Below are 21,775 nucleotides of genomic sequence, written 5' to 3' on the forward strand. Positions count from 1 at the left end.
GAACGCCGCTTGCCATCATTTCCAGCCGTTCGCTGAACGACAGCCGGCCAAAGCCGGTATCGCCGATCGCCGGCCGGTGGCAGGATCACCACCGGATCGATTCCCCCGCCATCGGAACACCGTCCATGCCCATTCCCCTGCCGTCCGACCGCACGTCATGAAAGGCCGCCCGTTCCGCGAACGCCTTGGCTTCGCGCTGAGCGGCCTGCGCGCCGCATGGGCGCGCGAGGCGAGCTTTCGCACCCATCTGGGCTTCACTGCCGCCGTGCTGATCGCGCTCCTCGCCTTGCGCCCCGCCCCCATCTGGTGGGCGCTGGTCGCGATCACCGTCGCGCTGGTGCTGGCGCTCGAACTGCTCAACGGCGCGATCGAGGGAGTGATCGATCGGCTCCACCCCGACCATCACCGCGAGATCGGTATCGCCAAGGACATGCTGGCCGGTGCGGTCCTTGTCGCGGCACTTGCCGCGCTGGGGGTCGCCGGGGCAATGGTGGTCGACACGCTGGAGATTTTTCGATGAACGTCCTGCTTCTCGCCGCCGCGCTGTCGGGGGCGATGGCCGTCGCCGCCGGGGCGTTCGGCGCGCATGGTGCCTCGGGCGCGGCGGCCGACTGGCTGCGCACGGGCGGCCAATATCAACTGGTCCATGCCGTCGCCGCGCTGGTCGCGCTGCAGATGGGCGCGCGCGGGCCGGGCTGGCTGTTTGTCGCGGGCGGGCTGTTCTTCGGCGGGTCGCTCTATGCGATGGCGCTGGGCGGGCCGCGCGGGGTGCTGGGGCCGGTCACGCCGCTCGGCGGGCTGTTGCTGATCGGCGGCTGGCTCTGGCTGGCGGCCCACGCGCTGCGCCGCTGAACCGCTGTCCTACAATATGGCCGCCGGGGTAGGGTGGGGCCGCTCTTTTGATTCCGTGAACCTGCCCCGAAGCCGACACCGGTCCGCAAGCGCCCCCACCCGGCCGCGAACGGCCCGCAAGTGTAAACTTTGTAAACTTTGCCTATTGCCCGAAGCGCGCCGCCCCCGCTTGAGCCACCGCCTCGCGCGCCGCTGCCAGCAGCGCGCCGGCCTTCGCCTCGCACTCGCGCTGTTCGTACGCCGGATCGCTGTCGGCGACGATCCCCGCGCCCGACTGGACGTGCATCACCCCGTCCTTCACGATCGCGGTGCGCAGCACGATGCACGAATCCATCGACCCGTCGGGGCTGAAATAGCCGACCCCGCCGGCATAGGCCCCGCGCTTGTCGGCCTCCAGCTCGGCGATGATCTGGCACGCCCGTACCTTGGGCGCGCCCGACACCGTCCCCGCCGGAAACCCGGCGAACAGCGCGTCGAGCGCATCGGCCTTTGCATCCAGCGTGCCGACCACGTTGGAGACGATGTGCATCACATGGCTGTACAGCTCGACCGCATAGCTGTCGGTCACGCGCACGCTGCCCGCCGCCGCCACCCGGCCGACGTCGTTGCGGCCAAGGTCGAGCAGCATCAGATGTTCGGCGCGTTCCTTCGGGTCGGCGAGCAGGCTCGTCCGGTTCGCCTCGTCCTCCGCCGCCGTGGCGCCGCGCGGCCGGGTGCCGGCGATCGGCCGGATCGTCACCTCGCCATCGCGCAACCGCACGAGGATCTCGGGACTGGAACCGGTCAGCGCGAAGCCCGGCAGGTCGAGGTGATAGAGGAACGGCGATGGATTGATCCGCCGCAGCGCCCGGTACAGCTCGAACGGTGCGAGCGGAAACGGCGCGGTAAAGCGCTGCGCCAGCACCACCTGAAAAATGTCGCCCGCCGCGATATACTCCTTGGCCGCCGCGACCATTTCGCCATAGCGGCCCTGCGGCAGCACCGGGGTCAGCGCCACCTCGGGCACCTCCGCCAGCCGTGCCGGCGCGGGCAGCGCGGCGGCGTCGAGCGCGGCGCAGGTCGCCTCGATCCGCTCGACCGCCGCGTCGACCGATCCGCCCGGCCACGCCGGCGCGACGACGAACAGCGTGTCGGACAGCCGGTCGAACACCAGCAGCACCGTCGGCCGCACGAACATCATGTCGGGCAGCCCTAGCGGATCGTTCGCTGCCTTGGGCAAGCTTTCGACCAGCCCGACCGTCTCATAGCCGAAATAGCCGACCAGACACGCCAGCGCGCGCGGCAGCGCGGCCGGCACGTCGGTCCGGCACTCCCCGACCAAGGCACGTAGCGCCGCCAGCGTCGGCTCGGCACAGGGGGCGAAGGCATCGCGATCGGTCAGCCAGCGATCGTTGATCGCCGCCGCCGTACCCTCGGCGCGGAACACCAGATCGGGGGCAAGGCCCATCAGGCTGTAGCGCCCGCGCACCGACCCGCCCTCGACCGATTCGAGCAGGAAGTCGCCGCGCCCCGGCTCGATCAGCTTAAGCGCGGCGGCGACCGGCGTCTCGGTATCGGCGACGCGGCTGGTCCACACGAGCGCGCCCTTGCCGTCGCCCAGCGCGGCGCGTGCAGCCTCGACGCCTTCGATGCCGCTCACTGCGCGGGCGCTGCGGCCGCGCCGCCCGCCAGCTCGCCACGCACGCGGGCGATCGCGGCATCGTTGCGCTTCACGCCGACTTCGCGCTTCACCGCCTCGACGAACTGCTCGGCATATTCATTGCCGCCGATCTGGCCCAGCTCGCGCCCGACCCCGGCGATCGCCGCCTTGTCGGCGGAGGCATCGCCGCGCTGGATGGCGTCGAGATAGACGACCAGCCAGCCCGTCCCGTCGGGCGCGGCGGTGATCCGCGCCTTCTTGGGTGCCATCGCGAACAGCAGCGACAGTGCGGGCGGCACCTGTCCACCCAGTTGCGCCAGTTGCTGGCGCGACGCCGTGACCGGGCGCGGTGCCGGCAGGCGGACCCCCGCCTGTGCCACCGCCGCCGACAGCGGGGTGCCGCCGTTGGCCTTGGTCAGTATCGCCTGCGCCACCGCGCGCGCCGCCTTCATCGCCTGATCCTGCCGATATTGCCCGGCGACCTGCTCGCGGATTTCGGTCAGCGGGCGCGGCGCGGCGCGGGTGATGTCCCCGGTGGCAACCAGCGCGAAGGTGCCGTCCGATCCAGTCTGCACCAGTTGCGGCGCGTCGCCCGCCTCGGCGGCGAACCCCGCCTGCAGAATCGGGGCAAGCGCTGGGTCGGGCTGTGCGGGCTTGAGCGGATCGACCCCTTGCGCCGTCACCGGCGCGGTCGCCTGCGGCGTCAGGCCGGCGTCCTTGACGATCTCGTCGAAGGTCGCGCCGTCGGTGATCCCCGCGTCGATCTTCTCCTGCACCGCGCCCAGCGCCGTCGCGCCCTTGGTCTTGGCGAGTTCGGCGACCAACTCGGGGCGCGCCTGCTCGATCGTCTTCCCGGGCACCTGCGTGATGCCATCGACCTTCAGCACGACGAAGCCGAACGGCGACCGGATCGGGCCGACCACCGCACCCTGCTGCGCGGCGAAGGCGGCATCGGCCACCGCCGGCGCGCTGCGCCCGGCGAGCTGTGCCTTGGTCTGGCCGGTCAATGTCGTCGCTTCCAGCCCGGCGGCGCTGGCGGCCGCCGCCACGCTCTGGCCGTCGCGCACCGCCTGCGCGATGCGGTTCGCCGCCGCCTGGTCGGCGACGACGACCTGCGCGACATTGCGCGTCTGCGTCGCGGCGAAACGCGCGGCATTGGCGCGATACGCGGCCTGCACCTCGGCATCGCTCGGCTGCGCCTGCGCCGCGACGCTCGCCGGGGTCACGATCGCGTAGCGGATCACCCGCCGCTCGGGGATCAGGTAGCGCGCGCGGTTGGCGGCGTAATAGGCCTGCACCTGCTGGTCGGTCGGCGCGGCCGGCGCGGGCAGCGCGGCGGTCGGCACGATCGTGACCTGACCCGAGCGCGCTTCCTTGAGCGACGAGGCATAGGTCAGCGCGATCTGCTGCGGCATGAACTTGCTCTCCAGCGTGCGCGCCAGCATCAGCTTGGTCAGCGCCGCCCGGCGGATGTCGTCGCGCAACTGCTGCGGCGTGATCCGCGCGCGCGCCAGCGCCTGTTCGAAGGTGCGCTGGTCGAACTGGCCGTTCAGCCCCTGAAACGCGGCGATGCTGGCGATCTGCCCGTCGACATAGCGGTCGGACACGACCAGCCCATGTTCCTGCGCGAACTGCATCAGCGCGGCATCGCTGATCGCGCGGTCGAGCGATCCGTCGAAGCCACCGGCCGCGATATATTGCGCGACGTCGAGGCCCGGTTGACGCTGACCTGCCACCTGCACGTCGTTGCGCACGCGATCGGTCAGTTGCTGGTCGGTAATCTGCTGATCGCCGATCGTCGCCACCGCCGACCCGCCGCCGCCCAGCGACGCGGGGCGCATGCTGTTCAGATCGGCCATCGCGAACCCGACCGCGATGACCGCAAGGAACGCGAGGCCGACGAAAATGCCGACCTTCGACTTGGTCATGCGCCTGAAGAAACCGAGCATCCGTGCAACCGATCGAAAGAATGGAAACCGGGGTGCTTTAGAAGGCAGGCGCGCACGCTTCAAGGTTGCGCGCACCGTACAAGCCGCTATCGGCTGTAGAACAAGTTAAACGAGCTTTGAAGGGCAGGGGCATGAGTCGTCGCAAGATGGTAGCGGGCAACTGGAAAATGCACGGGCTGCGCACCGGCCTCGCCGAGATCGAGGCGATCGATGCCGCCGCCGTGACCGCGCCGGGGGTGGACGTCGCGCTGTGCGTGCCTGCGACGCTGGTGCATCACGCCGCCGGGATCGTCCGCGCGGTGCGGATCGGCGGGCAGGACGTCCACGCCAATGATCGCGGCGCGCACACCGGCTGCGTCTCGGCGGAAATGCTGCACGAGGCAGGCGCGAGCGTGGTGATCGTCGGCCACAGCGAACGCCGCGCCGATCAGAACGAGACGAGCCACGACGCCTGGGCCAAGGCCGCCGCCGCGCGTCGCCACGGCCTCGACGTGATCCTGTGCTGCGGCGAGACCGAGGCCGAACGCGACGCCGGCCGCGCCGAGCGCGTCGTGCAGGCGCAGATCGAGAAATCGGTGCCCGAAGGGGCCAACGGCGACTGGTTCACCCTCGCCTATGAACCGCGCTGGGCGATCGGCACCGGCCGCACGCCCTCGCCCGAGGAGATCGCGCAGGTCCACGCCATTGCCCGCGCCAAGCTGCGCCAGATGGTCGGCGATGCGGCGGACACGATCCGCATCCTGTACGGCGGGTCGGTGACGGGCGCGAACGTCGCCGCGATCCTGGCGATCGACGACGTCGACGGCGCGCTGGTCGGCGGCGCGAGCCTTACCGCCGACAAGTTCGTACCGATCATCGAGGCGGCGGCCGCACGCTAGAAAGATCGTGGCGGGGGAGGGGGACGCATCCTCCCCACCGCGCGCGCGTTGAGGACGATAGCGAATATGCGCCTCCGTCAGCCTCCGTTCAGCGCTGCCGTGATACCAGGGGCCATCCGCCGACCTTGAGGAGCCGTCCGATGCGTCTGTCCATTCTGCTACCAGGCGCGATCGCGCTGGCCGCCATGACCCTGCCCGCCGCCGCGCGCGACCGCGGTGCCAATGGCGAGGCGGCACTGGCGAAGATCACCGCCGGACGCAGCGCCACCGCGCCGGTTTCCTGCATCAACCTGCGCGACATCCGGTCGAGCGAGATCGTGGAGGATACCGCGATCGTCTATCGCATGAACAACGGCATGCTCTACGTGAACCGTCCCGAAGGCGGCGGGCTGCTCGACCGCGACGATATTCTCGTCACCCGGACGATCTCCACCCGGCTGTGCAGCATCGATATTGTGACGCTGGTCGACCGGGGATCGCAGATGTTCAGCGGCTCGGTCGCGCTCGGCGAGTTCGTGCCCTATTCGCGCCTGCCGGGGCGGCGCGGCTGACGGACTTGCGTTGCCGTCCGGCTTCGCGCATAGGGCGCACGGGAGTCGGGCGGACGATGCCGTCGCCAACCCGGTCAGGTCCGGAAGGAAGCAGCCGCAACGATTTCGCAGCGGGTCGTCCGGCTCCCACCCTCAGTTCGGCGCAGCCAGCCTCAGTGCGCTGCCGACCAGGCCACTGAACTTCAACAGATCGACATCGCTCGCGGAATCGTTCCAGCCGGCGGACAGTGCGGCCCATGCGCCATTCTTGCCCCGCAGCAGGAAGGTCATGGTGAGCACCCCCGGCTCCGATCCGCCCTTGTACCCGACATAGGACCAGCTTTCGGTCGCCGAGGGCAGGCCGGGGTTCTTCGACAGGATCGCGCGCAGTTCAGCTCCGGCCGGTCCCTCGCTGTGCCGCCGCAGCCAGTCCATCGTGCGGATCAGGTCGTTGGGGCTGGCGAACCATTCCAGTTCGGCGATACGCACCGGCTTCTTGTCCTGGAACAGATCGCGCGGGATCGCCGTGATCGGCGTTGCCGCGACCTTGCCGTCGAGCATCCGCCTGCGCCCGACGGCATCGAGCGTCAGATACTCGACCCCCAGCGCCCCGCCATTCACCCCCTTCAGCTTGAAGAGTTCGAGCGCGCCCAGAAACGGCACGTTGCGCCGGCCGCCGTCGGTCATGCCGACGACGGGCAGCATCGCCTCCACCTTCGTCCGGCCCAGATGAAACAGCAGGATGTCGGTCGCGCTGTTGTCGCTGACCGAGATCATCCGCCCGGCCAGTTCGCGCAGCGGGATCTTGGTGCCCTTGGGCTGTTGCGCATAACCGCCGCCGGGCAGCGCGCTGCCGTCGAGCGTCACGACATCGTCCCACTTGCGCTCGCCCGCCGCAATCGACCGGGCCAGTTCGGCAAGGATCACCAGCTTGAACGCCGACCCGATCGCCAGGGGACGGCCGGCTTCACGCCCGGCGGTCAGTGGGCGCGCGCCATCACCCAGCTTCGCCAGCGCGAACCCGGTCCGGCCGGGCAGTGCCGCGATCTGCCGCACCACTTCGTCGACCGACGCCACTTGCGGCCCACGCGGTTCCGCCCCCTTGGCGAGTAGTCCGGTGACGAGATGCGGCGCGGTGGAATCGACCACGATGTCGGCATTGAGCACGCCGCGTTCATAACCGATCCGCACCCGCGCCGACCACGGCGTCACCGCCGTGATCGATTCGACCCCGGTCGGCCTGCCGAGCGCATCGGAGAGTTGCCTGGCGATCGCATCGAACTGCGCCTTGGGCACGGCGTTGCGGAAAGCGGGGGCGAAGGTGGTGTCGTAGCCGCCCTTGTTGTCGAGAAGCCGCAACACATCCTCGGTGCGAGCTCGCACCGCCGGATCATTCGCCACCCCCTGGCGAACCGGTGCCGAACCGAGCGTTGGCGCCGAGGCAACGGCTGCGGCCTGCAGCGCCAACGCGAACCACATGCGTCAGGCCGCTGGTCCGGCGGAGCCCGTCATCGGCGTCCCAAGCGGTGCGGCCGGTTCGATCGAGAGGTCGATCATCTCGACCCTTGATTCGGTCGAACGCTGGCGGATACGGGTTCCAGTGCCCGTCGTGAACGGCGCGGTCTTGGTATAGCGTTCGACCCGGAACAGTCCCGGCGTACCCGCCGCGAGTTTGAGCGGGGCATAGCGCCGCGACTGAACCGATTCGATCACCTTGTCCGCCCAGTCACCGCTGTAGCCCGCGCTGGTCCGCGCCGCCTCGATGTCCTGCGGCTTGCCATCGCGACCGATCATGAAGGTCACGTCGATCCACTGATCCTCGACCGAATCGGTGGCAAGCCGCCGCGTGACCGATCCACCCTCTTCCTCGAGGCGGGTAACGTTCAACCGTATCGGCTCGCCATAGATCAGCGTTGGCCGGGTCGTCGCGGCCAGCGCGGGCATATTGGCCAGCATCTGGTCGCCGCCCTGCTTCCCGCTTTGGCGCGCCGCGATGCGTCCTAGGCCGATCCGCGCGCCATCGACGAATACGGCATGTTCCGGGACGGTGCTGCGAGCGACATCTTGCAGCACGTCCCGGGCACGGCCGCGGAACGCACCATCGGTTTCGGACAGGGCGAGCAGCATGACGCCGCGCCGGAACCGGGCATAGCCCTCCACTTGACGATTGCCGGCGGCACGCGCGTCCGCCTCGATCTGGCGATAATTGGCTTCGGCGATCAGGTAGTTGCCGTTCTTGCCATAGACGTCGGCGAGTTCGATCTGCGCGATCTGAATATCGGGGGTGTTCGCCGGCAGACCCGATTTCAATACGCTGACCAGATCCAGCGTGCTGGAACGTTGCAGGCCAATATCGCCCAGCGTTCCTGACAGCCTCGCATGGGCGCGCAGCAGTCCCGCAACCTCCCGCGGAAGTTCGCGGCCGTAGCGACGGTTGCGGTCGACGCCCGCCGATACCACCCGGTGCGCCATCTGATATTTGCCGGCCACGAACAGATTTTCGGTATGGGCCAGCGTCGCCGCCATATCCTCACGCGGCGAACAATGCTGCGCGAGACAGGATTCAAGCGCCTTGCGGGTGTCTTCTAGTCGCACACCCGTCACGACGATGTCACGGTCGGGGTTGGGGGGCGGTGCCGCCTGCGCGGTGGCCGGTGCTGCGAACAACAATAATGTGGCAATCATCGGTTGCATCGTCGATCGTCCCTTCGGCAGTTCTCCGTCCCCGGATAACAACCTGCGCTTGCCGCGGTTTCGCGTCAATCGCCCGGTCAGGCGTCGATCACCGCATCGTCCAGCCGTGCCGCATTTTCCTGGATGAAGGCGAAGCGGTGCGCCGGGTTGGTGCCCATCAGCCGGTCGACGAGGTCCTTCACCGCCGCGCGTTCCTCATATTCCTGCGGCAGCGTGATGCGGATCATGCTGCGGCTCTTGGGGTCCATCGTCGTTTCGCGGAGCTGCCCTGGGTTCATCTCGCCCAGCCCCTTGAAGCGCGAAACCTCCACCTTCTTGCCTTTGAAGGCGGTGCGTTCCAGCTCGGCGCGATGCGCGTCGTCGCGGGCGTAGAGCGACTTCGCCCCCACGGTCAGCCGGTAAAGCGGCGGCTGCGCCAGATACAGGTGCCCGCGCCGGACGATGTCGGGCATCTCCTGAAAGAAGAACGTCATCAGCAGCGTGGCGATATGCGCGCCGTCGACATCGGCGTCGGTCATGATGACGATGCGTTCGTAGCGCAGCGCATCGGGCTGGCAGTCCTTGCGCGTGCCACACCCCATCGCGAGGATCAGGTCGGCGATCTCCTGATTGGCGACGATCTTCGCGCTGGTCGCCGAGGCGACGTTCAATATCTTGCCACGGATCGGCAGGATCGCCTGGTTCTTGCGGTCGCGCGCCTGCTTGGCCGATCCGCCGGCCGAATCACCCTCGACGATGAACAATTCGGTGCCCTTGGGATCGTCCGAGGCGCAATCGGTCAGCTTGCCCGGCAGGCGCAGCTTGCGCGACGAGGTCGCGGTCTTGCGCTTGACCTCGCGCTCGGCCTTGCGGCGCAGGCGTTCGTCCATCCGGTCGAGCACCAGCCCCAGCAGCGCACGCCCACGCTCCATATTGTGGCTGAGGAAATGGTCGAAATGGTCGCGGACCGCCTTCTCGACGAGGTTCGCGGCCTCGACGCTGGTCAGCCGGTCCTTGGTCTGGCTCTGGAACTGCGGTTCGCGGATGAATACCGACAGCATCAGCTCGCACCCGACCGTCACGTCGTCGGCGGTCATGTCCTTGGCGCGTTTGTTGCCGATCAGGTCGGCGAAAGTGCGCAGGCCCCGGACCAGCGCCTGCCGCAGCCCCTGTTCATGCGTGCCGCCGTCGGGCGTCGGGATGGTGTTGCAATAATAGCTGTAGCTGCCGTCGCTCCACAGCGGCCACGCCACCGCCCATTCGACGCGGCCCGCCTCGCCCGCGAAATCCTGCCGCCCGGTGAAAAAGTCGGCGGTGGCGCATTCGCGTCCGCCGACCTGTTCGCGCAGGTGATCGGCCAGCCCGCCGGGAAACTGGAACACCGCCTCGGCCGGGACATCGGTCCCCGCGACCAGTTCCGGCGCGCATTTCCAGCGGATCTCGACCCCGGCGAACAGATACGCCTTCGACCGCACCAGCTTGTGCAGCCGCGCCGGCTTGAATTGCAGGTCGGCGAAAATCTCGGCATCGGGGGTGAAGGCCACCAGCGTGCCGCGCCGGTTGGGCGCCGCGCCGACATGGTCGAGCGGCCCGATCGTCTGCCCCCGCGAGAAACGCTGGCGATAGAGTTGCCGGTCGCGCGCCACCTCGACCACGGTATCGACCGACAGCGCATTGACGACCGAGATGCCCACGCCATGCAACCCGCCCGAGGTCGCATAGGCCTTGCCCGCGAACTTGCCGCCCGAATGGAGCGTCGAGAGGATCACCTCCAGCGCCGATTTGTCGGGGAATTTGGGATGCGGATCGACCGGGATGCCGCGCCCGTTGTCGATGATCGTCAACCGGTTGCCGACATCCAGTTGCACCTCGATCCGGGTGGCATGGCCGGCGACCGCCTCGTCCATCGCATTGTCGAGCACCTCGGCGGCGAGGTGGTGCAACGCGCGCTCGTCGGTGCCGCCGATATACATGCCCGGTCGGCGGCGAACCGGCTCCAGCCCTTCGAGCACCTCGATCGACGAAGCGTCATAGGCGGGCGGGGTGAGAGCGTTCGCGTCGAACAGATTGTCGGCCATGGCGACGGTATAGAACGAAACGGGGCCATCCGCAAAGGGAGTGGCGGTTGTGGGTCAAGGGTGCGCCATGGGCAAAGCCCATGGCGTCGGTCGCGGCTTTGGGCCGCGCCGGCCGGCTGACCGCAAGGGCGCGGCCGGGCAAATGCCCGGCCTTGCGCGGTCAACGCACCCGTGGCCCACCATAGGGTAGCGGCGGCGGGGGGCGACGGTCGCGGCGCGGGAGCTGCGCCTGATACGCATGGCCGCAATGGTTGACGCAGTACGGAAAGCCCGGATTCACCTTGTCGCCGCAGAAATGAAAGTCGGGTTCACCCGGATGGCCGATCGGCCATTTGCAGATGCGGTCGTTCAGGTCGAGCAGCGTCGTCTTGCCCGAGATCGCATCGCTCGGCCGCGCGGGGACGAGGCGGCGCGGCGGCGCGGGGGTCAGCGGCGCCGATTGCTCGCCGGGGTTCTGGCGCAGGAAGCCGCCGGGGCCGACCGAGCGCAGCACCGGCGCATCGCTGCGCGGTTTCGGCGCGGCGGGGGCATCGTCCTCCTCGTCGTCTTCCTCTTCTTCATCCTCGATCGCATCGGCGAGCGGGGTGAAGGGATCGTCGTCGACCGGTGCGGGTTCGACCGGAGTCGGCGCGGGAGCGGCGACGACCGGTTCAGGCGCCGGCGGCGGCGCAGGCGGCGTTTCCGCTACCGGGGCAGGTGCCGGCTCGGGCGCGGCAGATGCCGGCGCAGGATCGGCTGCTGCTGCCGCCGCCGCTGCCGAGGCTGCCGCCGCCTTCGATTCGGCCGACCGCACCGGCGAGGGGCGCGACTGGAGTCCCAGGCGATGCGCCTTGCCGATCACCGCGTTGCGGCTGATCCCGCCCAGTTCCTCGGCGATCTGGCTGGCGGTCATGCCCGATTCCCACATCTTGGCCAGCGTCGCGATGCGCTCTTCGGTCCAGCTCATGCCCGTACTCGTCCTTCGTTCGATGCGCTTGGGCGACCATGATCCTTGCCGCCGCGCCTGCCAGCGATTAGGCGACGCAGCCATGCAGGAACAATCCCCGTTGCGCGCAAAAATCACTCTGCCCGAACCCGGCGTGCCCGTCATACGGAACGTCAACTGGGGGGGCTTGCGCACGCTCTATATCAAGGAGGTGCGCCGCTTCTTCAAGGTGCAGTTGCAGACGATCTGGGCACCGGCGGTCACGACGCTGCTGTTCCTCGTGATCTTTTCGGTCGCGATGGGCGGGGCGGGACGCACCGTGCTGGGCGTGCCCTTCCCCGATTTTGTCGCGCCGGGGCTGATCGCCATGGCGATGCTGAACAATGCGTTCGCCAATTCCAGCTTTGCGCTGCTGGTCGGCAAGATCCAGGGGACGGTCGTCGATTATCTCATGCCGCCGCTGTCGACCGGCGAGCTGCTGGCCGCACTGGTCGGCGGCGCGGTGACTCGCGCGTTCCTCGTCGGCATCGTGCTGTGGGGGGCGATGCTGTTGTATCCCGGCGTCCATGTGATGCCGCGCCATCCCGGCGCCGTGCTGTGGTTCGGGCTGTTCGGGTCGGTGTTCCTCGCGCTCGCCGGGGTGCTGACCTCGATCTGGGCGGAAAAGTTCGACCATGCCGCCGCGATCACCAATTTCGTGATCGGGCCGCTCACGCTGCTGTCGGGGACCTTCTATTCGGTCGAGGCGCTGACCCCGCTGTTCCGGCAGATCAGCCATCTGAACCCGTTCTTCTACATCATCTCAGGGTTTCGCTACGGCTTCCTCGAACGCGCCGATTCGCCGGTGCTGGTCGGCGGGGCGGTGATCCTTGCCGTCGACATCGCGATGGCGGTCGGCGCGTATGCGCTGCTGCGCTCGGGGTGGAAGCTCAAGAATTGACGTAACGGGGCACGGAGCGGTACAGCGCGCCTCCGGGCGGCCCGGTTGGCCGCCCTTTTGCGTTTACAACGCCGATTTTTCTCAAAGGAGCAGTTCGATGACGACCCCCGCACTGATGCCCGTCTATCCACGGTGCGGCGTGCGTCCGGTCCGAGGCGAGGGCTGCTACCTGTACGGCGAGGACGGCACGCAATATCTCGACTTCGCCGCCGGCATCGCCGTCAATGCGCTGGGCCATGGCCATCCGCATCTGACCAAGGCGATCCAGGAACAGGCCGCGACGCTGATGCACGTCAGCAACCTCTACGGTTCGCCGCAGGGTGAGGCACTGGCGCAGCGGATCGTCGACCACAGCTTCGCCGACACGGTGTTCTTCACCAATTCGGGTGCCGAGGCGGTCGAATGCGCGATCAAGACCGCGCGCCGGTTCCATTTCGCCAATGGCAATCCGCAGCGGCACACGCTGATCTGCTTCAACCAGGCGTTCCACGGCCGCACGCTCGGCACCATCTCGGCCACCAACCAGTCGAAGATGCGCGACGGGTTCGAGCCACTGCTGCCCGGCTTCAAATATGCCGAGTTCAACGATCTCGACGGCGCGCTGGCGCTGATCGACGACAGCACGGCGGGCTTTCTGGTCGAACCGATTCAGGGTGAGGGGGGCCTGCGCACCGCCACGCCCGAATTCCTGACGGGATTGCGCAAGGCATGCGACGAGCATGGCCTGATGCTGGTGCTCGACGAGGTCCAGTGCGGCTATGGCCGCACCGGCACGTTCTTCGCGCACGAACACTATGGCGTGAAGCCCGACATCGTCTCGGCGGCCAAGGGCATCGGCGGCGGTTTCCCGTTCGGCGCCTGCCTCGCGACCGAGGAAGCGGCCAAGGGCATGGTGTTCGGCACCCACGGCTCGACCTATGGCGGCAACCCGCTGGCGATGGCGGCGGGGCAGGCGGTGCTCGACGTGATGCTCGAACCCGATTTCTTCCCCCATGTGAAGGCGATGGGCGACCGGCTGCGTGGCGCCCTCGAACAGATGATCCCGAACCACGACCATCTGTTTCAGGAAGTGCGCGGCATGGGGCTGATGCTCGGCGTCAAGCTGAAGTCGGACAGTCGCCGGTTCGTCGCGCACCTGCGTGACCAGCATCAGTTGCTGACGGTGGCGGCGGGCGACAATGTCGTCCGCATCCTGCCGCCGCTGGTGATCGACGAGAGTCATATCACGCAGGCGATCGAAAAGCTGTCGGCCGCCGCCCGGGTCTATGTGCCCGTCGCCGACGATTGATCTGAACGACCCTCCCCGCCTGTGCGGGGAGGGAGAGGACCTATTCCCATGCGCCATTTCCTCGACCTCGCCTCGGCCGGTGCCGACGGCATCGCCGCCATTTTGAACGACGCGCTCGACGCCAAGGCGGCGCGCAAGGGCTGGCCCAAGGGCCGCACCGATGCCGCCGCCCCGCTTGTCGGCCATACGCTGGCCTGCGTGTTCGAAAAATCATCCACCCGCACCCGCGTGTCGTTCGACATGGCAATGCGCCAGTTGGGCGGCAGCGCGCTGGTGCTCGACGCCGGCACGACGCAGCTCGGGCGCGGCGAGACGGTCGCCGATACCGCGCGTGTCCTGTCGGGCTATTGCGACGCGATCATGGTGCGGACCGACGATCCGGCGAAGCTCGACGAAATGGCGCGCTATGCTTCGGTCCCGGTCATCAACGGCCTTACCGATCATTCGCATCCGTGCCAGATCGTCGCCGATTTGCTGACCGTGATCGAAGCGGGCAAGTCGCTGCCGGGGCTGAAATGGGCGTGGCTGGGCGACGGCAACAACGTGTTGCACTCGATCGTCGAGGCCGCCGCGCTGCTGCACTTCGACGTCGTCGCCGCCTGTCCCGAAGGCTATGATCCGGCGCGCGACGTGATCGAGGCGGCGGGCGGACGCGCCACGATCACCCGCGATCCGGTCGAGGCGGTCCGGGGCGCCGACGTCGTCGTCACCGACACCTGGGTGTCGATGGGGCAGGCGCATGCCGAGGCGAAGCTGGCGGCGATGACCCCCTATCAGGTCAGTCCGGCGCTGATGGCGCATGCCAAGCCCGACGCGGTATTCCTCCACTGCCTGCCCGCGCATCGCGGCGAGGAAGTGACGGCGGACGTGATCGACGGCCCGCAATCGCTGATCTGGGCCGAGGCGGAAAACCGCCTCCACGCGCAAAAGGCGATCCTGCGCTGGTGTTTCGGCCAGATCGGCTGACACACGTTGCTCCCCTCCCTGACAAGGGAGGGGAGTAATCCTCTTTCCCCATCGCAAAACGCTTGCGAAACCACTTGCAGCTTCCCATGTGAGCGATCGATCACAGTTTGCCCGGTCAGCGGGCAAGGGGAGCTTCTCGTTTTGACCGATACCGTCCGCCTGCCCGATCTCGATCGTGCGATCGGGTTCACCCTGCCCGACCATCATGCGCGCGGACGAGTCGTCCGGCTGGGGCCGGCGGCGCAGGCGATCCTCGACGCCCATGCCTATCCCGCACCGATCGAGCGGTTGCTGGCGGAGTCGCTCGCGCTGACCGCGCTGCTCGGCTCGACGCTGAAGGATGCCGAAGGGCAGTTGACGCTGCAGGCGCAGACGCAGGGCGGGATCGTCCGGCTGATGGTGTGCGACTACAAGAACGGCGAGCTGCGCGGCTATGTCGATTTCGATCGCGAACGGCTGGCCCAACTGGGAAAGAAACCGTCGTTGTTCGCACTGTTCGGCAAAGGGTATTTGGCGATCACCTTCGATCAGGTGACGTCGGGCGAGCGCTATCAGGGCATCGTGCCGCTGGACGGCGATTCGATCGCGGCGGCGGCGGAAAGCTATTTCCTCCAGTCGGAGCAGATCCCGTCGCTCGTCCGGCTCGGCCTCGGCTTCGACGACAATGGCGCCCGGATCGCCGGCGGCATTTTCCTCCAGCATCTGCCCGAAGGGGAGGAGGGGCGCGAACGGCTCCACACCCGGCTCGACCATCCCGAATGGCATCATGTCGAGGCGCTGGGCGCGACGATGGGCGCCGACGAACTGGCCGACCCGATGGTGCCGCTCGAAACCATCGTCTGGCGGCTGTTCAACGAGGAACGCGAGGTGCGCGTCCTCGCCAGCACGCCGCTGGTGCGCGGCTGCCGCTGCGACCGCGACTATATCGCCGGGGTCATCGCCAAGTTCCCCGTCGAGGAACGCGCCGACATGGCCGACGAGAACGGCATCATCACCGTCGACTGCGCGTTCTGCGCGACCAAATTTCCGTTGGCGCTGGCCGATGTAACGGCCTGATCCGGGTCGAAGGGGGAAGGCCATGGGGGGTCGTTGGGGTTGGCGGCGCTGGATCGTCACCGTGTCGCTGGCGGTGACGGGTGTCGCGACCGCGCAGGGCACGCGCGCGCCGACGTTGCAGGCGATGCAGGGGGTGACGCCCGGCCGCTGGGAATTGCGCATGCCCGGCTCCACCGTACCGCCGCGGGTGAGCTGCGTCGCCGATCCGGCGATCCTGTTGCGCCTCCATCACCGCGCCGCGACATGCAGCCGCTTCGTGATCGACGATTCGGCGAAGGGTGCTACGGTGCATTACACCTGCCCCGGTGCCGGCCACGTCCGCAGCCGCCTGCGGATCGACACCCCGCGCGTCCTGTTCATCGAAAGCGAGGGGATCGCCGACGGCATGCCCTTTTCCGACGCGATCGAGGCGCGGCGGCTGGGCACGTGCTGAGCGCGACGCCGGCGGTTTTTCGCAAATCGCCCGTTAAGCGGTGGTTTAGCTTAATTATGCCATATCCGTCCGGTATCCCCATGGATGCGCATGTTTCCCTAAGACATGAAACCTCATCCGGGCCGCTTTGCAGCGGCCCGTTCTTTGGGAGCGGTTGCGCCTTTGCCCCGCCCGGCCTAGCTGGCCCGTCATGACTGAAGCACCCCTAAGCGTCGTCCTCGTCTCGGGCGGCCTCGACTCGATGGTTTCGGCGGCACTCGCGCGCGAGGCGGGGCATCGCCTGCTCGCGCTGTCGATCGACTATAACCAGCGCCACCATATCGAACTGGCCGCCGCGCGCCGGATTTCGCACATGCTAGGGGCGGAGCGGCATATCGTTCTGCCGCTCGACCTGCGAGCATTCGGCGGATCGGCGCTGACCGACGATGCGCTGGCGGTGCCCAAGGAGGGCGTCGGTGCCGATATTCCAATCACTTATGTCCCCGCGCGCAACACGATCTTCCTCAGCCTCGCGCTCGGCTGGGCCGAGGCGGCGGGCGCGCGCGACCTGTGGATCGGGGTCAACGCGCTCGATTATTCGGGCTATCCCGACTGCCGCCCCGAATTCATCGCCGGGTTCGAGACGCTGGCCGAACTCGCCACCCGCGCGGGCACCGAGGGCGATCGCTTCCGCATCCACGCCCCGCTCCAGCACATGACCAAGGCGCAGATCGCCGCCGAAGCCGCGCGGCTGGGGATCGACGCGGGGCTGAGCTGGTCGTGCTACGATCCGGTCGGCGCGCGCCATTGCGGCCGCTGCGACAGTTGCCGCCTGCGCGCCAAGGGCTTCGCCGAGGCCGGCCTGCCCGATCCGACCGACTATGCGCAGACGCCCCTCGAGGCGGCATGACCTATTCGGTGAAGGAAATGTTCCTCACCCTGCAGGGGGAGGGGGTCCACGCCGGCCGACGCGCGGTGTTCGTACGTTTCGCCGGCTGCAACCTGTGGACCGGGCGTGAGGTCGATCGGCCACGGGCGATCTGCCGCTTCTGCGACACCGATTTCGTCGGGACCGATGGCGTCGGCGGCGGCAAGTTCGTCGACGCCAATGCACTGGCGCAGGCGGTGGTCGGCCATTGGGACGGCGATGCGGCGCGTCGCTTCGTCGTGCTGACCGGCGGCGAACCGATGTTGCAGGTCGACGATGCGCTGGTTGACGCGCTGCACGCCGCCGGCTTCACCATCGCGATCGAAAGCAACGGTACGATCGCGGTGCATCCCGGCATCGACTGGGTCTGCATCAGCCCCAAGGCCGGCAGCGACGTCGTCCAGCGGCACGGCGACGAACTGAAACTGGTCTGGCCGCAGGCGGGGATCGATCCGGTCGCGCTGGAAGACTGGGATTTCGCCAACCACCTGATCCAGCCGATGGACGCGGTGGGGCAGGAGGTCGCCAACCGCGACGCGGCAGTCGCGCTGGCGATGGCGCGGCCACGCTGGCGGCTATCGCTTCAGACGCACAAGCTGCTCGGCCTGCGGTAAACGTCAGCCCGGCTTGGCCGCGATCGTGATCTCATAGGCGCCAGTCAGCGGATCATGGTGCAGCGGCGCGCGCAACTGCCGCGACAGGCCGAGGATGATCCGCCCGTAGCGCTGCTTGACCAGCGTTTCGAGCGCATCGCTCTCGACCAGCGCGGGGGATACCGCGCGCAGCAGCGCGGTGTCGCTGTCCGCCACCTGCCGCACCGACACGCCGATCGGCGCCTGCGGATTGACCGATCCGGCAAGCTCGATCAGCTCGGTCAGCAGGAACGAGACGGCGACCGCCACGTCCTGCGTCACCAGCACCGGTTCGACGTTGAGGGTGATGCCGATGCTCCGTGATCCGTCGGGCGCGGTGGCGCGGATGTTCGACGCCAGCTCGCCGACCACCGCCTTCAGTTCCAGCCCGCGATTTTCCTCCATCTCGGCATAATGATGGCGATGCACCGCCGCCAGCGCGTCGACCCGGCGCTGGATCGTCGCATAGGCGTCCGACGCCGCCTCGCCATGCGCGCTGCGGGCATGGAAGTTGATGAGGCTGGCGATGACCTGCAGGTTGTTCTTGACGCGGTGGTGCACCTCGCGCGTCAGCTTGGTCTGGCGCACCAGCCCGTCGGCCATCGATTGTTCGTGCCGTTCGACCGTGCGGGTGAGTTCGAGGAACGTCTCGCCCAGGTCGGCGATCTCCTGCGCGGGAATGCTGCCCAGATCGACCGGGGCGAGCGGCTCGCCGGGGCGATAGCGGCCGACGTCGTCGCGGAACCGACGCAACGGCCGGATCAGCATCCGGTCGACGACCAGCCAGCCGATGCCGGTGGCGGCGATCCACATCACCAGCGGCAGCAGCATCGCGACGATGGCCGAGGAGGTGATCGGTGCCTTGCGCACCACCATTTCCAGTTCGAGATCGTCGAGCCCCAGCGGAATGTCGATCCGTTCGAGCCGCTGGAACCCGGATTCGACCGGCATCGTCTCCAGCGGCAGCGCGCCATCGCCGTCGCCGTCCTGCCGGAGCAGCGCCGAGAAGGGCGCGGCATAGCCACTGGGCTGCGCCAGATCGCGCAACATCGCGGCCGGGAAAAAGGCGACGGCACGCGACCGGCCGCCCGGTCCCGCAATATCGACCAGCAACCCCTTGTCGCCCAACTGGGCGCGCAGGCCGTTGGCGTCGGGCTTGCCGCGCTGCGGTGTCGGAATGTCGGTGCCGCAGACCAGCCGCCCGTCGAGGCCCCGGATCGCGAACCGCGCGCCGCTGGTCGATTGCTGGGCGAACACCCCTTCGACGCGCGCGCAGCCCGGCGTATTGGCCGGATCGAGCGCCAGCGCATTGGTCGCGACGCGCAGCGCGGTCATGTCGCCGACCAGTTCGATCGCGATCGCCCGCGACGCCTCGGTCGCGGCGACGCGCAGGCGCGCGCGCGTGTCGAGATCGGCGGTCCGCGCGGTCTGGAACGTGGCATATAGCGCGATCAGCGCCAGCGGCAGCAACGCACCGCTGAGGATCAGCACCAGCTTCGCGCCCGTCGCCATGCGGCGAAGGGCGACGGCCGGGCTGGCGCGATGTCGGCGAACGGAGGGGGAGGTCGTCACGCGGACGACGGCTATTTCAGCTTGCTGAGCAGGTCCAGCATCTCATCGGGTACAGATTCCCCGATCGCGTCCTGATAGACCGCACGCAACGCATTTCCCAAAACGGAAGAGTCTTTCCGGTCGGTCTTGTCGGCCTGCGACGCGACCGTCGATGTCGCGCTGGGCTGCTTCGCCGCCTTTTCACCATCCTGCACGAATGTAAGCCTTCCCCCGGTGCCCGGCCCGATGCCGGCTGAAACCAAACCCGCTCCCCGCAGAGGTCAAGACAGGCTTGGACAAGCTGGTCGGGCGCCCATGGAAACAAAAGACGTGCTCGATGGTTCCATGGGTCGATGCGTTTCGGGGGAGGCGTCCTTCCCGGTCCCGTATCGATCTGTTTTTGCACGCTCGCCATTTGGCCGATACGTCGGACCGGTGGTGGGACGAAGGAGAATTGACTGACCATGTCGCTCGGACAGCAGCTTGCGCCGCACCTCCCTTTCCTGCGGCGCTACGGCCGTGCGCTCACCGGCAGCCAGAGCGAGGGCGATCAATATGTCCGCGCGACGCTGGAGGCGATCGTCGCCGCACCGGAAGAGTTCCCGCGCGACGTCGATCCCCGGCTGGGCCTGTATCGCACCTTCCAGGCGATCTGGGGTTCGTCGCAGCCCGAGGCGTTCGGCGACGGCAGCCTTGGCGGATCGGACAATGAAGTGATCGCGCAGGCGCGCCTGTCGCGCATTGCGCCGCTGTCGCGCCAGGCGCTGCTGCTGACCGCGATGGAAGGCTTCACCAACGAAGATACCGCCTATCTGATCGATTCGACCCATGACGAGGTCGAGGAACTGGTCGCCGAGGCGCTGCGCGAGATCGAGCAGCAGACCCGCTCGCGGGTGATGATTATCGAGGATGAGCCGCTGATCGCGATGGACCTCGAACAGATCGTCCGTGATCTCGGCCATGAAGTCACCGGCGTCGCCGTGACGCGCGACGAGGCGGTCGCGTTGGCGATGCAGGACCGGCCGGGCCTCGTCCTCGCCGACATCCAGCTCGCCGACGACAGCTCGGGCATCGACGCGGTGAAGGACATCCTGTCCGAATTCAACGTGCCGGTGATCTTCATCACCGCCTTCCCGGAACGGCTGTTGACCGGCGAGCGTCCCGAGCCGACGTTCCTCATCACCAAGCCGTTCCAGCGTTCGACGGTGAAGGCGGCGATCAGCCAGGCGCTGTTCTTCGACGAAGCGACGGTGCCCGGTCAGGCATAACGATTACGGACCCAAAACGAAACTCGGGGGTTGGAGCAGGCATGGCAAACGACAATGAACGCATCCATGTCAGCAAGACCGACGCCCGCGCCGGGTCGACCCCCGGCGTCACGCGCTATGTGCTGGCGGTATCGCTGACCGCGGTGATTATCGTCATGGCCTATATCCTGCTGTCCTGACCGGACCGATGTCCCGGCCGCCGCTTTCAATCGGCGGCGGCCGACCCTATGTTCGGGTCGGGCCGTTGGCCGACCGCGTATCGAACGGATAAGAATGACCGAACCCGATAGTGCCGAGAACGCGGATGTCGAGGTGCATGAGCACGTCGCCCTCTCCGACCCGGAATTCAAGAAACAACTGGCACAGGTGATCCCGCATCTGCGCGCCTTTGGCCGGTCGCTGTCGGGCAGCCGCGATCTGGCCGACGATCTGGTGCAGGAAACGCTGCTGAAGGCATGGGCCGCGCGCCAGCGGTTTCAGGCCGGCACCAACATGCGTGCGTGGACCTTCATCATCCTGCGCAACCTGTATCTGTCGCAGATGCGTCGCGCCCGCTTCAAGGGCGAGTGGGACGATCTGGTCGCCGACCGGATTCTCGCCGCGCCCGCCAGCCAGGATCGCCATGTCGAACTGGCTGACATGCAGCGCGCCCTCCTCCATCTGCCGCAACCGCAGCGCGAGGCGCTGATCCTCGTAGGCGCAGGCGGCTTCGCCTATGAAGAGGCGGCGGAAATCTGCAACGTGGCGGTCGGCACGATCAAGAGCCGCGTGGCCCGTGGCCGCGTCGCGCTAGAAGCGTTGATGACCGAGGGTCAGTTGCCGTCGCGCGCATCGCAGCCGGACAATGGCGGACAGACCGTGCTCGACACGATCATGGGCGAGGTCGACGATCTGAGCAGGGATCGCTGATCCGGGCGAGCGATCGTGTCAGGCCGTCGGGCGAAACCGACGACATGATGCTCAGTGGTGCGCGGTACGACCCAACCGCCGCAGACAGTCCTGCCATTCCTCGGGCAAATCCCCCTTCGGATCGAAACTGCGCCGCAGCGCATGGCCGATCCCGTCGGCGCGTGTCGGCCCACGGACGATCTGGTCCGCAATCGCGGATTTGTGCAGGGATGGATCGTTCGGTGCCATAACGGTTTCAACGTCCGCTGTTGCGAATCGTTGCTTGCCGGATCGCAAGACGAAATCATGGTGCCGTGCCATA

At 67.9% G+C, this 21,775-nt stretch carries 23 protein-coding genes and 1 other RNA gene; 15 read left to right on the forward strand and 9 right to left on the reverse strand.

The window, feature by feature from the left end:
• The first annotated feature begins 157 nt into the window (after positions 1–157).
• Positions 158–520: a diacylglycerol kinase gene (locus LRA89_RS12245; RefSeq protein WP_230770366.1), complete on the forward strand. Its 363-nt coding sequence runs from the start codon at positions 158–160 to the stop codon at positions 518–520.
• Positions 517–852 carry a DUF423 domain-containing protein gene (locus LRA89_RS12250; RefSeq protein WP_230770367.1) on the forward strand — a complete coding sequence of 112 codons (336 nt, stop codon included), beginning with the start codon at positions 517–519 and terminating at the stop codon, positions 850–852. The genes LRA89_RS12245 and LRA89_RS12250 overlap by 4 nt, the downstream gene beginning before the upstream one ends.
• 142 nt (positions 853–994) lie before the next feature.
• Here LRA89_RS12250 and LRA89_RS12255 read toward each other — a convergent pair whose 3' ends face one another.
• A complete protein-coding gene (locus tag LRA89_RS12255) occupies positions 995–2,482 on the reverse strand; it encodes an anthranilate synthase component I family protein (RefSeq protein ID WP_443024969.1) in 1,488 nt (495 codons plus the stop codon).
• Positions 2,483–2,487: 5 nt separating this feature from the next.
• Complete coding sequence (locus LRA89_RS12260) at positions 2,488–4,440, reverse strand: peptidylprolyl isomerase (protein ID WP_230770369.1); 1,953 nt, start codon at positions 4,438–4,440, stop codon at positions 2,488–2,490.
• Between the two features lie 131 nt (positions 4,441–4,571).
• Here LRA89_RS12260 and tpiA point away from each other — a divergent pair, with 131 nt between their 5' ends.
• From tpiA to ffs, 3 genes are all read left to right on the forward strand, one after another.
• Positions 4,572–5,318, forward strand: a complete 747-nt coding sequence (tpiA, locus tag LRA89_RS12265) for a triose-phosphate isomerase (RefSeq protein WP_230770371.1) — start codon at positions 4,572–4,574, stop codon at positions 5,316–5,318.
• A 140-nt stretch (positions 5,319–5,458) separates the two neighbouring features.
• Positions 5,459–5,869, forward strand: a complete 411-nt coding sequence (locus tag LRA89_RS12270) for a hypothetical protein (protein ID WP_230770373.1) — start codon at positions 5,459–5,461, stop codon at positions 5,867–5,869.
• 38 nt (positions 5,870–5,907) lie between these two features.
• An RNA gene (gene ffs / locus LRA89_RS12275) (signal recognition particle sRNA small type) lies at positions 5,908–6,002 on the forward strand.
• Here the strand turns inward: ffs and LRA89_RS12280 are convergent.
• The 4 genes from LRA89_RS12280 to LRA89_RS12295 form a co-directional block, all read right to left on the reverse strand.
• Positions 6,002–7,231 carry a serine hydrolase gene (locus tag LRA89_RS12280; protein WP_230770375.1) on the reverse strand — a complete coding sequence of 410 codons (1,230 nt, stop codon included), beginning with the start codon at positions 7,229–7,231 and terminating at the stop codon, positions 6,002–6,004. The two genes, ffs and LRA89_RS12280, sit on opposite strands and share 1 nt — an antisense overlap.
• A gap of 99 nt (positions 7,232–7,330) precedes the next feature.
• Positions 7,331–8,542, reverse strand: coding sequence for a hypothetical protein (locus LRA89_RS12285; protein WP_230770389.1), 1,212 nt, complete (start codon positions 8,540–8,542; stop codon positions 7,331–7,333).
• A 77-nt stretch (positions 8,543–8,619) separates the two neighbouring features.
• Positions 8,620–10,599, reverse strand: a complete 1,980-nt coding sequence (gene parE / locus LRA89_RS12290) for a DNA topoisomerase IV subunit B (protein ID WP_230770392.1) — start codon at positions 10,597–10,599, stop codon at positions 8,620–8,622.
• Positions 10,600–10,759: 160 nt separating this feature from the next.
• Complete coding sequence (locus tag LRA89_RS12295) at positions 10,760–11,545, reverse strand: GcrA family cell cycle regulator (protein WP_230770400.1); 786 nt, start codon at positions 11,543–11,545, stop codon at positions 10,760–10,762.
• 82 nt (positions 11,546–11,627) lie between these two features.
• Here LRA89_RS12295 and LRA89_RS12300 point away from each other — a divergent pair, with 82 nt between their 5' ends.
• The 7 genes from LRA89_RS12300 (at position 11,628) to queE (ending at position 17,728) form a co-directional block, all read left to right on the forward strand.
• Complete coding sequence (locus tag LRA89_RS12300) at positions 11,628–12,464, forward strand: ABC transporter permease (RefSeq protein WP_230770402.1); 837 nt, start codon at positions 11,628–11,630, stop codon at positions 12,462–12,464.
• A 97-nt stretch (positions 12,465–12,561) separates the two neighbouring features.
• Positions 12,562–13,752, forward strand: a complete 1,191-nt coding sequence (locus tag LRA89_RS12305; protein ID WP_230770404.1) for an aspartate aminotransferase family protein — start codon at positions 12,562–12,564, stop codon at positions 13,750–13,752.
• A gap of 48 nt (positions 13,753–13,800) precedes the next feature.
• The gene (argF, locus tag LRA89_RS12310) at positions 13,801–14,718 is read left to right on the forward strand and encodes an ornithine carbamoyltransferase (protein ID WP_230770434.1); all 918 of its coding nucleotides are present in this window, start codon (positions 13,801–13,803) and stop codon (positions 14,716–14,718) included.
• A gap of 141 nt (positions 14,719–14,859) precedes the next feature.
• Entirely contained in the window at positions 14,860–15,774 is a 915-nt protein-coding gene (gene hslO, locus LRA89_RS12315) for an Hsp33 family molecular chaperone HslO (RefSeq protein ID WP_230770442.1), read from the forward strand.
• 22 nt (positions 15,775–15,796) lie between these two features.
• Positions 15,797–16,207 (forward strand): hypothetical protein, encoded by a 411-nt coding sequence (locus tag LRA89_RS12320; RefSeq protein WP_055755385.1) that lies wholly within the window; start codon positions 15,797–15,799, stop codon positions 16,205–16,207.
• 190 nt (positions 16,208–16,397) lie between these two features.
• Positions 16,398–17,096 carry a 7-cyano-7-deazaguanine synthase QueC gene (gene queC / locus LRA89_RS12325; protein ID WP_230770444.1) on the forward strand — a complete coding sequence of 233 codons (699 nt, stop codon included), beginning with the start codon at positions 16,398–16,400 and terminating at the stop codon, positions 17,094–17,096.
• Positions 17,093–17,728, forward strand: a complete 636-nt coding sequence (gene queE, locus LRA89_RS12330; protein WP_230770446.1) for a 7-carboxy-7-deazaguanine synthase — start codon at positions 17,093–17,095, stop codon at positions 17,726–17,728. The genes queC and queE overlap by 4 nt, the downstream gene beginning before the upstream one ends.
• A gap of 3 nt (positions 17,729–17,731) precedes the next feature.
• Here queE and LRA89_RS12335 read toward each other — a convergent pair whose 3' ends face one another.
• Positions 17,732–19,258, reverse strand: a complete 1,527-nt coding sequence (locus LRA89_RS12335; RefSeq protein WP_055755388.1) for a sensor histidine kinase — start codon at positions 19,256–19,258, stop codon at positions 17,732–17,734.
• 71 nt (positions 19,259–19,329) lie between these two features.
• Positions 19,330–19,512 (reverse strand): NepR family anti-sigma factor, encoded by a 183-nt coding sequence (locus LRA89_RS12340; RefSeq protein ID WP_055755389.1) that lies wholly within the window; start codon positions 19,510–19,512, stop codon positions 19,330–19,332.
• A 249-nt stretch (positions 19,513–19,761) separates the two neighbouring features.
• On the opposite strand from LRA89_RS12340, the gene LRA89_RS12345 reads away from it, so the two are divergent.
• From LRA89_RS12345 to LRA89_RS12355, 3 genes are all read left to right on the forward strand, one after another.
• Positions 19,762–20,565, forward strand: coding sequence for a response regulator (locus LRA89_RS12345; protein WP_055755390.1), 804 nt, complete (start codon positions 19,762–19,764; stop codon positions 20,563–20,565).
• Between the two features lie 41 nt (positions 20,566–20,606).
• Positions 20,607–20,744 (forward strand): hypothetical protein, encoded by a 138-nt coding sequence (locus LRA89_RS12350; RefSeq protein ID WP_055755391.1) that lies wholly within the window; start codon positions 20,607–20,609, stop codon positions 20,742–20,744.
• Positions 20,745–20,838: 94 nt separating this feature from the next.
• Entirely contained in the window at positions 20,839–21,474 is a 636-nt protein-coding gene (locus tag LRA89_RS12355) for a sigma-70 family RNA polymerase sigma factor (protein WP_055755392.1), read from the forward strand.
• A 51-nt stretch (positions 21,475–21,525) separates the two neighbouring features.
• Here the strand turns inward: LRA89_RS12355 and LRA89_RS12360 are convergent, their stop codons facing one another.
• Positions 21,526–21,774, reverse strand: coding sequence for a hypothetical protein (locus LRA89_RS12360; RefSeq protein WP_230770448.1), 249 nt, complete (start codon positions 21,772–21,774; stop codon positions 21,526–21,528).
• Position 21,775 lies beyond the last annotated feature (1 nt).

Source organism: Sphingomonas sp. Leaf4, from assembly GCF_920939515.1.
Classification (GTDB): domain Bacteria; phylum Pseudomonadota; class Alphaproteobacteria; order Sphingomonadales; family Sphingomonadaceae; genus Sphingomonas.